The sequence below is a fragment of the Malikia spinosa genome (assembly GCF_002980625.1).
GTDB classification, from domain to species: Bacteria; Pseudomonadota; Gammaproteobacteria; order Burkholderiales; family Burkholderiaceae_C; genus Malikia; species Malikia spinosa.
Window position 1 is genome coordinate 110,992 of record NZ_PVLR01000012.1, and the last position, 14,121, is coordinate 125,112.

The 14,121-nt window shown below is 67.0% G+C and carries 12 protein-coding genes; 8 read left to right on the plus strand and 4 right to left on the minus strand.

The annotated features are described in order from the left end of the window. Window positions 1–19: 19 nt before the first annotated feature. From C6P61_RS04905 to C6P61_RS04915, 3 genes are read right to left on the minus strand one after another with little or no spacing between them, the layout of a single operon-like run. Window positions 20–1,762, minus strand: coding sequence for an FAD-dependent oxidoreductase (locus C6P61_RS04905; protein WP_105728810.1), 1,743 nt, complete (start codon window positions 1,760–1,762; stop codon window positions 20–22). A 16-nt stretch (window positions 1,763–1,778) separates the two neighbouring features. Further along, the gene (locus C6P61_RS04910) at window positions 1,779–2,612 is read right to left on the minus strand and encodes an IclR family transcriptional regulator (protein ID WP_105728811.1); all 834 of its coding nucleotides are present in this window, start codon (window positions 2,610–2,612) and stop codon (window positions 1,779–1,781) included. A gap of 21 nt (window positions 2,613–2,633) precedes the next feature. Beyond that, complete coding sequence (locus tag C6P61_RS04915) at window positions 2,634–3,680, minus strand: Gfo/Idh/MocA family protein (protein WP_105728812.1); 1,047 nt, start codon at window positions 3,678–3,680, stop codon at window positions 2,634–2,636. Between the two features lie 128 nt (window positions 3,681–3,808). Between C6P61_RS04915 and C6P61_RS04920 the strand changes: the two genes are divergently transcribed. The 8 genes from C6P61_RS04920 (at window position 3,809) to C6P61_RS04955 (ending at window position 13,020) form a co-directional block, all read left to right on the plus strand. After that, entirely contained in the window at window positions 3,809–4,603 is a 795-nt protein-coding gene (locus C6P61_RS04920; protein WP_105728813.1) for a shikimate dehydrogenase family protein, read from the plus strand. After that, on the plus strand, window positions 4,604–6,358 hold the full coding sequence (locus tag C6P61_RS04925; protein ID WP_105728814.1) for an FAD-dependent oxidoreductase: 1,755 nt from the start codon (window positions 4,604–4,606) through the stop codon (window positions 6,356–6,358). 168 nt (window positions 6,359–6,526) lie between these two features. Continuing rightward, the gene (locus C6P61_RS04930; RefSeq protein ID WP_105728815.1) at window positions 6,527–7,540 is read left to right on the plus strand and encodes a tripartite tricarboxylate transporter substrate binding protein; all 1,014 of its coding nucleotides are present in this window, start codon (window positions 6,527–6,529) and stop codon (window positions 7,538–7,540) included. Window positions 7,541–7,654: 114 nt separating this feature from the next. Beyond that, window positions 7,655–8,161, plus strand: a complete 507-nt coding sequence (locus C6P61_RS04935; RefSeq protein ID WP_105728816.1) for a tripartite tricarboxylate transporter TctB family protein — start codon at window positions 7,655–7,657, stop codon at window positions 8,159–8,161. Then, on the plus strand, window positions 8,158–9,651 hold the full coding sequence (locus C6P61_RS04940) for a tripartite tricarboxylate transporter permease (RefSeq protein ID WP_105728817.1): 1,494 nt from the start codon (window positions 8,158–8,160) through the stop codon (window positions 9,649–9,651). The genes C6P61_RS04935 and C6P61_RS04940 overlap by 4 nt, the downstream gene beginning before the upstream one ends. A gap of 171 nt (window positions 9,652–9,822) precedes the next feature. Beyond that, window positions 9,823–10,836, plus strand: a complete 1,014-nt coding sequence (locus C6P61_RS04945) for a tripartite tricarboxylate transporter substrate binding protein (protein ID WP_105728818.1) — start codon at window positions 9,823–9,825, stop codon at window positions 10,834–10,836. A 368-nt stretch (window positions 10,837–11,204) separates the two neighbouring features. Beyond that, the gene (locus C6P61_RS04950; RefSeq protein WP_105728819.1) at window positions 11,205–12,248 is read left to right on the plus strand and encodes a TRAP transporter substrate-binding protein; all 1,044 of its coding nucleotides are present in this window, start codon (window positions 11,205–11,207) and stop codon (window positions 12,246–12,248) included. A gap of 127 nt (window positions 12,249–12,375) precedes the next feature. Continuing rightward, window positions 12,376–13,020 (plus strand): HAD family hydrolase, encoded by a 645-nt coding sequence (locus tag C6P61_RS04955; RefSeq protein WP_105728820.1) that lies wholly within the window; start codon window positions 12,376–12,378, stop codon window positions 13,018–13,020. Between the two features lie 3 nt (window positions 13,021–13,023). Here C6P61_RS04955 and C6P61_RS04960 read toward each other — a convergent pair whose 3' ends face one another. Further along, complete coding sequence (locus C6P61_RS04960) at window positions 13,024–14,109, minus strand: ABC transporter ATP-binding protein (RefSeq protein WP_105728821.1); 1,086 nt, start codon at window positions 14,107–14,109, stop codon at window positions 13,024–13,026. Between the last annotated feature and the right edge of the window lie 12 nt (window positions 14,110–14,121).

Genomic DNA, 14,121 nt, shown 5'->3' on the forward strand with positions numbered 1-14,121 from the left:
GAGCCGGTGCGTCAGTGCCTTAGCCGGCCTGTGTGGCCGGATCGACGCCGGCGGCATGGTGGGCGGCGATGAAGCCGAAGGTCATGGCCGGCCCGAGCGTGATGCCGCCGCTCGGGTAATGCCCGCTCATCATGCTGCTGAGGTCGTTGCCGCCGGCGTAGAGGCCGGCAATCGGCTGGCCCTGGGCGTCGAGCACCTGGGCCTGGTCGTTGACCTTGAGGCCGGCGAAGGTGCCCAGGCTGCCCATGACCACCTTGACGGCATAGAACGGACCCTGTGCCAGCGGCCCCATGCAGGGATTCTTGAGGCCGGCAGCCTGGGTCCGGATCGCGTCACCCTGGATCCGGTTGTAGGGCGTCTCGCCCTTGGCGAAGTCCTGGTCCCGGCCCTGCAAGGCCATGGCGTTGTAGCGCTCGACCGTGGCCTGCAGTGCCGCGGCCTTGATGCCGCAGGCCTGCGCCAGTTCGGCCAGGGTCCGGCCGCGCTTGAGGTAGCCGTTCTTGAGCCAGGGCCCCAGCGGCAGCGGGAAGGGCTTGACCGCGCCCAGGCCGTAGTAGCGGATGAAGGCATGGTCCACCACCAGCCAGGCCTCGGGTTTTTCGCCTTGGGGCGTGGCGGCCAGCAGGCCCTGCATGAAGTCGTGGTAGCTGTCGGCCTCGTTGGTGAAGCGCTGGCCGCGCGCGGTGACCGCGATCAGTCCGGGCTTGGCGCGTTCGATCAGGTGCGGGAAATGCGCCACGCTGCCGTCGGCGCGCGGCACCAGCGACACCGGCGCCAACGCGGCGGCTTGTACCAGGTCGTCGGCCACCCGGCCGCTGGCGCTTTCGCCCAGGCGCAGGCCGTCGCCGCTATTGCCACGGTTGGCGGCCGACCAATGTTCCTGCCCGGTCGGGGCATGCGGCAGCAGCTGCGCCTTGCGCGCCGGGTCGTGCGGGAAGCCGCCGGTGGCCAGCAGCACGCCGCGCCGGGCGTGGATCGTCACCTCGCCGTCGGGCGTCTGCAGCACGGCGCCGGTCACGCGACCGGCTGCCCGCAGCAGGCGCCTGGCCGGGCTGTTGACGCGGATCTCGACGCCGCGGTCGAAGGCCGACTTGGCCAGTGCCGCCACCAGCGCGTTGCCGTTGACGGATCGGGTGCCGCGCCCCTTGAGCAGCAGATCCTTGCCGTGGCGCAGCACCAGCTTGGTCACATGCCAGAACGAGGCCGGCTTGGAGCTGGCGTTGAGGAAATGGCGCAGCTCGGCGCCCGAGGCGATGCCCATGCCCCAGAGCGTGGTCTCGTGGAGCGGTGGTTTGAGCTCGTGCAGTCGCGCGCCGAGCTGGGCCGCATCGAACGGCGCGGCGCAGATCGAGCGCCCGCCGGTTGCCGCATCGGGCGTGCGGCCGTGAAAATCCGGGATCACATTGCCGTCGATGAACTGCAGCGCGGTCCTGCGCTGGAAGAACTCGACCATGCGCGGACCGTTCTCGAGGAAGGCGCGTGCGCGCGACTCGTCGAACTTGTCACCGAGCTCATGGCGCAGGTAGGACAGCGGTTGGTCAATGTCCTCGACGATGCCGGCCTGCCGCGCCAGCGGATTGCGCGGAATCCACATCCAGCCGCCCGACCAGGCCGTGGTGCCGCCGAACTGCGGATCTTTCTCGGCCACGATCACCCGCAGGCCCAGTTCGGCCGCAGTGACGGCCGCCGACAGGGCACCGGCGCCCGAACCCACGACCAGCAGGTCGCACTCGGTAGCGTGTTGGGGGGCAGCGTAGGACATGCGGGGTGAGGTGGCGTCAGAGCGCGTAGATCGGCTTGCGGCCGGCCGCGCCGTCGCTGGCACCGGTCTCGGCGGTCAGGGTGAAGAAGGGCGAGGCGCCGCTGGTCGCCGCCAGCTGGGCCGTGGTGCTCAGCAGCTCGGGCAGCAGCGCCTGCATGCGCTCGGGCGTGAAGCGCACGGTCGGGCCGGCGATCGTGACCACGCCGAAAGCCGGCTGGCCGGCGAAGCGCACCGGCGCCGACATCGCGCTCAGGCCGGCGGTATAGGTTTCGATCGTGATGCTGTAGCCTTGGGCGCGCGTGACATGCAGCGCTTCGAGCACGGCCGGCAGCGTGGCCGGCGCCGCCGGGCCGAAATGCTCCGGCTGGCCTATGCCCTGGCGCGCCACCAGGGCCAGCGCCTCGTCATCGCTCATGGTCGACAGCCAGGCCCAGCCCGAGGACGAGCATGAGAGCCGCGCATCGCTGCCCATGTCGGGGTCGTAGCGCAGGCCCTGGCGTGCGCCCTGGGCCCGGGCGACCCAGGTCAGGCGCTCGCCGTCGACCACCGACAGCCGCACCAGTTCGCCCGAGATCTCGGCCAGCCGGTTCAGCAGCGGCTGGGCGATGTCGATGATGCCGCTGTTGCCCAGATAGCTCAGGCCCATCGAGACCAGCTTGGTCGTCAGCAGATAGTCACCATGGCCGCGCGTCTGGCGCACATAGCCCAGTCGCACCAGGTCGGCCAGCAGGCGGTGCACCGCGCTGCGCGGGATGTTGAGCTGGTCGGCGATGGCGCCGAGTTCCATGCCTTCACCATGCTGGGCCAGCAGCTCCAGAATGCCCAGGGTTCGTTCGAGTACGCCGTTCATGCTTGTTTCTCCTGTTTTCAGTCAGGAGGCTAGCGTACAGGCGATGGCCTGGCCCGAGACCGCCGCCTCGTGCACTGCCAGCGTGGCTTGCAGCGTGCGCAGGCCGTCGAGCGCGCTGCACAGCGAGTGCTCGCGGCCCTCGATCACGCCGGCGAAATGCTCCAGCTGGCGCTGGTAGGGGTCGGCCAGGTGCACCATGGTCTGCTCGCGCGTCAGCTCGGCATGCCAGCTGCGCTCGCCGCGGTAGTGCCACAGTGCCAGATCGGGCAGCGACAGCGAACCCTGGGTGCCGGCAATGAAGTGTGACTGCACTTGCTGGCGCGGGTATTGCCCCTGTTCGCCAGCGCTGAAGTCCCAGCTCCAGGGCGAGGCGGTCGCGTCCGACAGCACCACGGTGCCGATCGCGCCGTTGGCAAAGCGCAGCACGGCGGCCGCGCTGTCCTCGACCTCGAAGCCGCGCACGGCGCGGCTGTCCATCGCCTGCACCGAGACGATCTCGCCGACCAGGAAGCGCAGCATGTCGATCTCGTGGATCAGGTTGATCAGGACCGGGCCGCCGCCGGCCACCCGGCGCCAGGCAACGTCGAAGTAGGCATCGGGTTTCAGGAAGGTCGCCATCACGTTGGCCGTCACCAGCTGGCCGAGCTGACCGCCCTGGATGATGTCGCGCGCCCGGCGGTTGATCGGGTTGTGGCGGCGGTGGTGGCCGACCAGCACCGGCACGCCGCTGCGGGCCTGCGCATCGACCAGCAGCTGGGCTTCGGCCACGCTGTCGGCGACCGGCTTTTCCACCAGGGCCGCGACGCCGCGCTCCAGGCAGTCCAGCGCGACCGGGATATGGCTGGCATTGGGCGTGGCCACGATCGCGCCCTGCGGCTTGAGCTGTTCGAGCAGGCTGCGGTGATCCGCGAACCAGGGCAGGTCCAGGCTGCGTGCCAGCGCCTCGCCAGCCGGCGTCGGGTCGGCAATGCCGACCAGCTCCAGCGTCGGGCTGCGCTGCAGTCGATCGATGTGGGTGCGGCCGATGGCGCCGGCGCCAATCACAGCCAGTCGGGTTGCTTGGGTCATGGGGTTTTGCTTGAGTTCTGATTTGCGAGTGTATTCAAAAATTGAGACATATTCAATAATTGAACGATATTCCACTTTTATGTATGATCGGCCTCAAACGTTAACTTCCCTCTTTGGCAGAGACAGACATGACCCAGCTTCTCAATGGTGCGACGCGAGTGCATTTCATCGTCGGCGACCCGATCGCCCAGGTGAAATCCCCGGCTGGCGTGACCCAGGCCTTCAACGATGCCGGCCACAACGCCATCTGCATCCCGGCCCATGTGACGCCGGCCAATCTGGCAGGCTGGCATGCCGGTGTCTCGCTGGCCGGCAACGTCGACGGCATCATCGTGACCGTGCCGCACAAGTTCGCCTATCAGGCGCTGTGCGACACCAGCTCCGACCGTGCCGCCTTCCTGGGGGCTTGCAACGTCCTGCGTCGCAACGCCGACGGCCGTTGGCATGGCGACATGTTCGACGGCGTGGGCTATGTCGAGGCCATGCGCAGCAAGGGGGTGACGCTCGAAGGCAAGCGCGCGCTGCTGGTCGGTGCCGGTGGTGCCGGCTCGGCGATCGCCTATTCGCTGGTCACCGGCGGCGTCAGCCAGCTCGCGATCCACGACCCGGACCTGAACCGGCGCGACAGCCTGGTGCAGCGCCTGGGCAGCCTGGGCCTGTGCCCGGTGGTGGCGGGCAGCCCCGACCCGAGCGGCTACGACATCGCGCTCAATGCCACCCCGATCGGCATGAAGGAGGGCGATCCGCACCCGATCGACTCAAGCCGCTTCACGCCCGAGATGTTCGTCGGCTGCGTGATCACCGCGCCGGCCGTGCCGCCCATGATCCAGGCCGCGCGCGAGCTGGGTTGCAACACCCTGATCGGCGCCGACATGTTCGCCCGGGTGCGCGACCTGATGGTGGCCTTCCTGCTGGAGCAATAAATGCAAGTCCTGAGCCAGAACCTGCAAGCGATCCCGGAGCAGGACAGCTACGACCTGGTCGTGATCGGCGCTGGCGGCGCCGGCATGTCGGCCGCGCTCTACGCCGCGATCGACGGCGCCAAGGTGCTGCTGGTCGAAAGCACCGAACATGTCGGCGGCACCACCGCCTGGTCGGCCGGCACCACCTGGGTGCCGGGCAGCCACCATGCGGCCAAGGTCAATCCGCAGGACAACCTGGCCGAGGCCAAGCGCTACCTCGACAATGCCATCGGCGAGCGCAGCGATCCAGCACTGCGCCAGGCCTTTCTCGACCATGGCAAGGCCGCAGTCGAGCAGATCGAGGCCCACAGCGAGCTGCGCTACCGTCCCTACCCGAAGCACCCGGACTATATCTCCGACCTCGGCGGCTCGACCCTGAGCGGGCGCGCGCTCGAGCCGCTGCCCTTCGACGGCCGCCTGCTCGGCGACCTGTTCCCGCTGATCCGTCCGCCGATCCCCGAGTTCACCGTGCTCGGCGGCATGATGGTCGACCGCACCGACATCAACCACCTGCTGGCCATGACGAAGTCGCTGGCCTCGTTCAAGCATTCGGCCCGCATCATCCTGCGCCACCTGAAGGACCGCCTCAGCCACAGCCGCGGCACCCGCCTGGTGATGGGCAACGCCCTGACGGCGCGCCTGCTGTATTCGCTCTCGAAGCACGACAAGGTCACGCTGGCGCTCAACACCACGGTCGAGCATATCCACCAGAACGCCCAGGTTGGCCAGACCGGCCAGGCCGTTGACCGCGTGACGCTGCTGCAGAACGGCCAGCGCCGCACGGTCAAGGTGCGCGGTGGGGTGGTGCTGGCCAGCGGCGGCTTCAACCGCAACCCGGAACTGCGCGCCAGGCTGCTGCCCGGCATCCCGCTCGACTGGTGTCCGGCTGCGCCGGGCCATACCGGCCAGGCCCATGAGCTGGCAGCCAGCCTGGGCGCGCATTACGGCCAGGGCGCCTTGTCCAACTCGTTCTGGGCTCCGGTGTCGCGGCGCCAGCGCCCGGACGGCAGCACCGCGGTGTTCCCGCATTTCGTGATGGACCGCGCCAAGCCCGGCTTCCTGACCGTGAACCAGGCCGGCGAGCGCTTCCTCAACGAAAGCACCTCCTATCACCTGTTCGGCCTCGGCATGCAGGCGGCGCACCAGCAAAGCCCCAGCATTCCGGCCTACCTGGTCTGCGACAGCGCCGCGCTGCAGCGCTACGGCGTCGGCATGGTGCGCCCCGGTGCCAGCGCCGGCCTGCTCAAGACCTTCCTCGATGACGGCTACCTGACCCAGGGCGCGACCCTGGACGAACTGGCGGCCCGGCTCGGCATCAACGCCCAGGGCCTCAAGTCCAGCGTCGAGAAGATCAACGCCTACGCCCGGACCGGCATCGATCCGGACTTCGGCCGCGGCTCGACCGCCTATTCGCAGAACATCGGCGACGCCAGTGCCGGCGGCAAGAACCCCAACCTGGGGCCGCTGCGGCAAGGCCCGTACTACGCGGTCAAGCTCTATCCGGGAGACATCGGGGCCTGCACCGGCTTTGCCACCGATGCCAGCGCGCGCGTGCTGGGCGCCGACCAGCAGCCGGTCGCCGGCCTGTACGCGGTCGGCAACGACCAGCATTCGATCATGGGCGGCGTCTACACCGCGCCGGGCATCACGATCGGCCCGGGCCTGGTGTTTGCCTATATCGCGACCCGCGACGCGCTGGCGCGTGCGCGAGCCTGACGCTTACCCCGTGATTACCCTTGCTTTGATCGATGATCGTTCGGAAGTTGTCGATTGACGAACATCGCAAGGGTGCTCAGGTGGGCCCACTGGCCGCAAACGGGCATAGAGTGCACCACCTGCAGCCCCCCAGCTCTTCAACCTTTTTATCTTGACAGGAGACAGCAGATGCAACACCACAAACGACAGATCCTGGGTGCAGCCCTGGTAGCCGTGGCCGCCGCCAGCGTCGGCGCCAACGCCTTTGCCCAGGCCTACCCGGCGCGTGACATCACGGCCGTGATCCAGTGGGGTGCTGGTGGCGGCACCGACGTGGCAATGCGTGCCTACGCGCCCTATGCCGAAGAGGCACTCGGCAAGAAGATCGTGTTGCAGAACAAGCCCGGCGCGTCCGGTGCCATCGGTGCCAACTTCGTGCTGCAGCAGCCGGCCGACGGCTACACCCTGTTGATGGGCGCCGAGCCGCAGTCGCTGTTCCGCGTCATGGGCACGGCCGATTTCGACTACGACAAGTTCTACCCGATCAACATCGCCGCCATTGCCAACACCGTGTTGCTGGTGGCGCGCGCCGATGCACCGTGGAACACGATGCAGGACCTGCTGAGCCATGTCCAGGCCAACCCGAACAAGGTCAAGCAGTACACCTCCGGCCCTGGTTCGGTGCCCTTCACCGTCAACGCCATGATCGGCAGCCTGACCAAGTTCGACACGATCCGGATTCCGTTCGACGGTGACGGTCCGGCGATCGCGGCGCTGCAAGGCGGCCATGCCGACATCGGCTTCATTGCCTCGGGTGCCGTGATCGAGCACATCAAGGCCGGCCGTCTGAAGGCACTCGGCGTGCTGAGCGACAAGCCCTACCAGGGCATTCCGCCGATGACCGATGCGCCGTCGGTGCGCAACATCACCAAGTACCTGCCCTGGGGTGCCTGGTATGGCGTGTTCGTGCGCAAGGAAGCCCCTGACGAGGTCAAGGCCAAGCTGGTCGCGGCCTTCAAGAAGGCCGCCGAGACGCCCAAGTACCGTGAGTTCATGGCCAACCGTGGCACCACGATCCTGAACCTCAGCGGCGCCGAAGCCGAGAAGTTCATCAAGAAATGGCAGTCGACCACGGCCTGGCTCTACCAGGGCGCTGGCGTGGCCAAGAAGAACCCGGCCGAGCTGGGCATCGCCAAGCCCTGAGTCTGGCCTGACCTGGGACCGGCCTGACATCCGTTGTCGGCCGGTCCCGGGCATCTTGTCAACGCAGTACCCCCAGCCTGCCAGTTCTCTGGCTTACAAGAGGAGACATATTTCATGCACACCAGCCATCCGCGGCTGCCCGGCGAGTTGACCTTCATGGTCCTGGCCGTGGCATTCAGCGCCTTCATGCTTTGGACTGCCTACGGCATTTCCCAGTTCGAATCGATCTCGTCGCCTGGCGTCTTCCCGATGCTCTGCGCCGCCTTGCTGCTGATCACGGGCCTGATGAGCCTGGTCAGCACCGCCAAGGCCCGGCTTCAGCTCGAAGGCGAGACCTTTTTCCAGCATTTCGTGCGCAAGCTCGCGCCGCTGCAGCTGGTGTTGTTCACGGTGTTGATCGTGGCCTATGCGCTGACGCTCGAGATCCTGGGCTTCCTGCTCGGCTCCTACCTGTTCCTGCTGCTGTCGATGCAGGTGCTGGGCAGCAAGCGCATCGGCCTCAACCTGCTGGTGAGCGCCGTGGTGCTGGCCGCGATCTTTGTCGTGTTCCAGACCGCTTTCTCGGTCGTGCTGCCTGCGGGTAGCCTGGTCGGTCCCTATCTGCCGGAGTTCCTCAAATGACCGAAATCCTGGGCTATTTCCTGATGTCCTGGCTCGATCCGATGATGCTGCTGCTGACCGCAGCGGGCACCTTCGCGGGCATCTATATCGGCGCGATCCCTGGCCTGTCGGTCACGATGGCGGTGTCGATCCTGGTCTCGTTCACCTTCAAGTGGGACGTCAACCACGCGCTGGCGCTGATCTCGGGCATCTACCTGGGTGGCGTCTACGGCGGCTCGCGCAGCGCGATCCTGCTAAACATCCCGGGTGCGCCGTCGGCCATCGCCACCGGCCTGGACGGCTTCCCGCTGGCCAAGCGCGGCGAGGCAGGCCAGGCCATCGGCCTGACCACGGTGGTCTCGGTCTATGGCGGCTTCATCGGCATCCTGGCCCTGGCCGTCGCGGCCCCGGCCGTTTCGGAGCTGGCGCTCAAGTTCGGTCCGCGCGAATACCTGCTGCTGGCCATGTGGGGCCTGCTGCTGGTGGGCAGCCTGTCGGGCGAGTCGCTGTCCAAGGGCATCTTCTCGGGCGCGCTCGGCGCGCTGATTGCCTGTGTCGGTCTCGACCCGATGACGGGCGAGCAGCGCCTGACCTTCGGCAGCCTGCAGCTGTCGGCCGGCATCTCCTACATCGCGGCCATGATCGGCTTCTTCGGCGTCGCCGAGGTGATCGCGCAGGTGCACGAGCTCAAGCTCAAGGCGGTCAAGCAGAACGTCAGCAAGATCATCCCGTCCTGGAGCCTGGTGCGCAAGCACCTGGGCCTGGCGACCCGCACCTCCACTATCGGCGTGGTGGTCGGTGCGCTGCCGGGTGCCGGTGGCGACATCGCGGCCCTGATGGCCTACGACCATGCCAAGCGCACGGTCAAGAACCCGTCGCGTCCCTTCGGTGAAGGCGCTTACGAGGGCCTGGTGGCGCCCGAGTCGGCCAACAACGCGGCCGTCGGCGGTGCCTATGTGCCGATGCTGACGCTGGGCATTCCGGGCGATGCGGTGACCGCCGTCATCATCGGCGCGCTCTACATCCACGGTCTCAAGCCGGGCCCGATGCTGATGATCGAGACCCCGCACCTGTTCTGGTTCATCGTCGGCTCGCTCTGCCTGGCCAATATCTTCCTGCTGGTGTTCGGCCTGACCGGCATCAAGATCTTCGCCAAGATCGTCGAGACCCCCAAGCCGGTGCTGCTGCCGCTGATCCTGGTGCTGTCCGCCGTGGGCGCCTATGCCATCAACAACAACCCGGTCGATGTCTACTGGATGCTGGGCTTCGGCTTGCTGGGCTATTTGCTGAAGATGTACGGCTTCCAGGTCGGCCCGGTCATCCTGGGCATGATCCTGGGCCCGATGATGGACCGCAGCTACCGGCAGGCCATGATGTCGACCGGCAACGACGTCGGCCTGTTCGTGACCGAGTTCTTCACCACCCCGCTGTCGGCCATCATCCTGGCCGCCGTGGTCTTCACCGTGGTCAGCCAGACCCAGTGGTGGAAGAAGCTGCTGCGCCGCAGCTGATCAGCCTCGGAGCCCGGGCCCTGTCCCGGGCTTTTTTCCGCAGCGACTGGGCCGGCAGGTTCGGGTTTTCATCCATAGACTGAACCGTAGCCGCTGCATAGAATCTCAACTGGAATGGCATTCCAGTAAAACTGCTGCCAAACAGCAAAACCACCCCGTCAGGAGACAACCATGCAAAACCATAAACGACAGCTCCTGGGCGCAGCCCTGGTAGCCGTGGCCGCCGCCAGCATCGGCGCCAACGCCTTCGCCCAGGCCTACCCGGCGCGCGATGTCACCGCCGTGATCCAGTGGGGTGCTGGCGGCGGCACCGACGTGGCAATGCGTGCCTATGCGCCTTACGCCGAAGAGGCACTGGGCAAGAAGATCGTGCTGCAGAACAAGCCTGGCGCGTCCGGTGCCATCGGCGCCAACTTCGTGCTGCAGCAACCGGCCGACGGCTACACCCTGCTGATGGGCGCCGAGCCGCAGTCGCTGTTCCGCGTCATGGGCACGGCCGATTTCGACTACGACAAGTTCTACCCGATCAACATCGCCGCCATCGCCAATACCGTGTTGCTGGTGGCGCGCGCCGATGCACCGTGGAACACGATGCAGGACCTGCTGAGCCATGTCCAGGCCAACCCGAACAAGGTCAAGCAGTACACCGCCGGTCCCGGCACCGTGCCCTTCACCGTCAACGCCATGATCGGCAGCCTGACCAAGTTCGACACGATCCGGATTCCGTTCGACGGCGATGGTCCGGCGATCGCGGCGCTGCAAGGCGGCCATGCCGACATCGGCTTCATTGCCTCGGGTGCCGTGATCGAGCACATCAAGGCCGGCCGCCTGAAGGCGCTCGGCGTGCTGAGCGACAAGCCCTACCAGGGCATCCCGCCGATGACCGATGCACCGTCGGTGCGCAACATCACCAAGTACCTGCCCTGGGGCTCCTGGTATGGCGTGTTCGTGCGCAAGGAGACGCCGGACGACGTCAAGGCCAAGCTGGTCGCGGCCTTCAAGAAGGCCGCCGAGACGCCCAAGTACCGCGAGTTCATGGCCAACCGCGGCACCACGATCCTGAACCTCAGCGGTGCTGGCGCCGAGCAGTTCATCCAGCGCTGGCAGTCGACCACCGCCTGGCTCTACCAGGGCGCTGGCGTGGCCAAGAAGAACCCGGCCGAGCTGGGTATCGCCAGGCCCTGAGACTGGCTGCAGCACAGTTCCCGCGGCTGCGGGACTGCATGGCCCGCGACTGCCTGGCAGCGCGGGCTTTTTCATGGGCCAGCCTGAACTTTTCAGCGCCTGTCTGCTGAACTGAATCTGGGCCAGGCGCGTCCCGGTCAGACGGCCGCTGGGCCTCGGGCATACTAGGACTAACCCTATGACTGAACGTTCATCGATCGTGGGTGTTCGTTGATCGAGCTTCATGTGCAGGCCGCATGGCCTCAAGTCAGCGGCTTAAACCTAAAGTCCAGTCATCGAATCGAAGGCTGACCAGGCCGCTGTCATCCAGCCTGCTGGTTGGCAGTGGTGGGGCTTCCCTAGTTTTCCAATCATCAGGACATAGACAGATGCAACAGTTCAAGCGCCAATTCCTGGCGGCCGCCGTCGCCACGGTCGCCGCCGTCGCCTTCAGCGGCTCGGCCTTCGCCCAGGTCAAGGAGCGCACGCTCAAGTTCGCGATGCAGAACAGCGCCGGCAGCGCCCAGTACGATGCCGCCATCAAGTTCGCCGACATCGTCAAGGCCAAGAGCGGCGGCAAGATCAAGGTCAACGTCTTCGGTGGCGGCGCGCTCGGCAAGGACACTGCGGTGGTTTCCGCAATGCAGGGCGGCACGATCGACCTGTGCGTCATGAACTCCAGCCTGCTGGCTGGCGTCGTCAAGGAAATGGCCCTCTACGACTTCCCCTTCGTCTTTGCCAACGAGCAGGAAGCCTACACCGTAGTCGATGGCGCCTTCGGCAAGAAACTGCACGCCATGCTCGAGTCCAAGGGCCTGGTCGGCCTGTCCTACTGGGAACTGGGCTTTCGCCATTTCCACAACAGCAAGCGCCCGATCGCCAAGCTCGAGGACCTGCAGGGCCTGAAGATCCGCGTCATCGAGACCCCGATCTACGTCGACTTCATGCGCGCCATGGGCGCCAACCCGGTGCCGCTGCCTTACCCCGAGCTCTACGGCGCGCTTGAGCAGGGTGCGGTCGATGGCGGCACCCAGCCGGTCATCAACATGACCAGTGCCAAGCTGTACGAGGTGCAGAAGTACTTCTCGCTGACCGGCCACATGTACAACCCGCAGTCGGTGATCTACAGCAAGAAGATCTGGGACGGCTTCAGCGCCGAGGAGAAGAAGCTGCTGCAGGACGCCGCTGACGAGGCGCGCGACTACCAGCGCAAGATCTCGCGCGAGCGCAATGCCGCCGGTATCGCCGAACTGAAGGCCAAGGGCATGCAGATCAACGAGCTGCCGGCCGCCGACCGCGCCAAGATCAAGGAAAAGGCCCAGCCGGTGGTCGACAAGTACACCAAGCAGATCGGCGAGCCGCTGGTCAACGAGCTGTACGCCGCCGTTGACAAGGCGCGCGCTGCCGCTGCTGCCCCGGCCAAGAAGAAGTAAGTCCCGGCCAGCCGGTGCTGCGGCTGACGCTCAAGCCTGGGCCAGTCCCAGCCGCAAGCCCCGGGCTCATGCCCGGGGTTTTTTGCACCCGCGCTTACCATCAGTGATTTGAACCGGAGCATTGACGATGCAGCCAATTGAAGCGGTGATATTCGATGCCGACGGCACCCTGGTCGACAGCGAAACCCCCGGGCTCGACGTGCTGCACGAGCAGGCCCTGGCGTTGGGCCTGAGCTGGGAGCGCGAGGCCCTGCATGACCGCTTTCGCGGCGTGCGCATGGCCGAATGCGCCGCCAGCCTGGCCGCCGAGGCCGGCCGCCACGAGCCCGGCTTCGCCGACGCCTTCCTGCAGCAGATCCGCGCCGCGATGGCCGAGCGCTTTCGCCGCGGGCTGTCGCCGATGGCCGGCGCCGAGGCCTTGCTGCGCCGCCTGACGCTGCCGTTCTGCATCGCGACCAATGGCCCGCGCGAGAAGGTCGAGCTCACGCTTGGCCTGACCGGCCTGCTGCCGCTGGTGCAGCAGCGCCTCTACAGCGCCTACGAGGTCGGCAGCTTCAAGCCCGAGCCGGGCCTGTTCCTGCATGCGGCTGCCGGCCTGGGCGTGGCGCCGGCGCGCTGCGCGGTGGTCGAGGACAGCCTGCCCGGCGTCGAGGCCGGCCTGGCCGCCGGCATGCAGGTCTTCACGCTGCTGCCACGCCAGCAGGCGCCGCTGGCACTGCAGGACCGCGCAATCTTCATCCGAGAGCTTGCCGAGCTCGAGCGCTATTTCTGAGCCTCAGGTCGCGCTCGACTTGAATGCGACCACATGGTCGACGTCGAGCCGGATGCCGATCGGCTCGCCGAGTGCATGGTTGTGGTGGCTCGGCACCAGCGACAGCACCCGCTCGCCGCTGCTGAGCTCCAGCGTGTAGAGGATCTCGGCGCCGCGAAACGCCTTGTTGACCACCTTGGCCCGTACCGGGCTGTCATCGTCGTGCACCACGTCGTCCGGGCGCAGCAGCACGTCGACCGCGCAGGGCTCGGACGGCTGGCGGCTCGGACAGCCGGCGCAGCTGCGGCCGCATTCGACCGGATCGACCGACGGCAGGACGCCGAGCGCGATCTCGACCTCATGCTCGTTGATGATCCGGCCTGGCAGCAGCACGCCCTGGCCGATGAAGTTGGCGACGAAGCGGTTGGCCGGCTGGTGGTACAGGTTGTAGGCGCTGTCCCATTGCTGGATCCGGCCCTCGGCGACGACCCCGATCACGTCGGCCATCGCGAAGGCCTCGTTCTGGTCATGCGTGACCAGCACCGCGGTCGCGCCCTCGCGCTTGAGGATTTCGCGCACCTCGAGCGAGAGCCGCTCGCGCAGGTCGACGTCGAGATTCGAGAACGGCTCGTCGAGCAGCACCAACTGCGGCCGCGGCGCCAGCGCGCGCGCCAGCGCGACCCGCTGCTGCTGGCCGCCCGAGAGCTCGTGCGGATGCTTGTGGCTCTGGCCCGACAGTCCGACCCGCTCGAGCAGATGCTCGACCCGCTGTTGCCGCTCGGCCGCGCTGGCCTGGCTCAGGCCGAAGCCGACGTTCTGTGCCACCGTCAGGTGCGGAAACAGCGCATAGTCCTGGAACACCATGCCGATCTGGCGCTTCTCGGGCGCCAGGCTGTAGCCCGGGCGGCTGACGCAGACGCCATCGAGCCGGATCTCGCCGCCGGCCACCGGCTCGAAGCCGGCGATGCAGCGCAGCAAGGTGGTCTTGCCGCAGCCCGACGGCCCCAGCAGACAGGCGATCTGGCCCGCCTGCACCTGGAGGCTGACGTCCTGCACGATGGTCTGCTGACCGTAGCGTTGCACGAGATTGACAATGTCCAGATGAGCCATGGCAGCAAGGAT

Excerpts from the sequence above, each read along its gene's own strand:
- C6P61_RS04930 (WP_105728815.1), top strand. The coding sequence starts at position 6,527 with ATGCAACACCACAAACGACAGATCCTGGGTGCAGCCCTGGTAGCCGTG.
- C6P61_RS04960 (WP_105728821.1), bottom strand. The coding sequence starts at position 14,109 with ATGGCTCATCTGGACATTGTCAATCTCGTGCAACGCTACGGTCAGCAG.
- C6P61_RS04920 (WP_105728813.1), top strand. The coding sequence starts at position 3,809 with ATGACCCAGCTTCTCAATGGTGCGACGCGAGTGCATTTCATCGTCGGC.
- C6P61_RS04950 (WP_105728819.1), top strand. The coding sequence starts at position 11,205 with ATGCAACAGTTCAAGCGCCAATTCCTGGCGGCCGCCGTCGCCACGGTC.
- C6P61_RS04905 (WP_105728810.1), bottom strand. The coding sequence starts at position 1,762 with ATGTCCTACGCTGCCCCCCAACACGCTACCGAGTGCGACCTGCTGGTC.
- C6P61_RS04925 (WP_105728814.1), top strand. The coding sequence starts at position 4,604 with ATGCAAGTCCTGAGCCAGAACCTGCAAGCGATCCCGGAGCAGGACAGC.
- C6P61_RS04955 (WP_105728820.1), top strand. The coding sequence starts at position 12,376 with ATGCAGCCAATTGAAGCGGTGATATTCGATGCCGACGGCACCCTGGTC.
- C6P61_RS04910 (WP_105728811.1), bottom strand. The coding sequence starts at position 2,612 with ATGAACGGCGTACTCGAACGAACCCTGGGCATTCTGGAGCTGCTGGCC.
- C6P61_RS04940 (WP_105728817.1), top strand. The coding sequence starts at position 8,158 with ATGACCGAAATCCTGGGCTATTTCCTGATGTCCTGGCTCGATCCGATG.
- C6P61_RS04945 (WP_105728818.1), top strand. The coding sequence starts at position 9,823 with ATGCAAAACCATAAACGACAGCTCCTGGGCGCAGCCCTGGTAGCCGTG.
- C6P61_RS04915 (WP_105728812.1), bottom strand. The coding sequence starts at position 3,680 with ATGACCCAAGCAACCCGACTGGCTGTGATTGGCGCCGGCGCCATCGGC.
- C6P61_RS04935 (WP_105728816.1), top strand. The coding sequence starts at position 7,655 with ATGCACACCAGCCATCCGCGGCTGCCCGGCGAGTTGACCTTCATGGTC.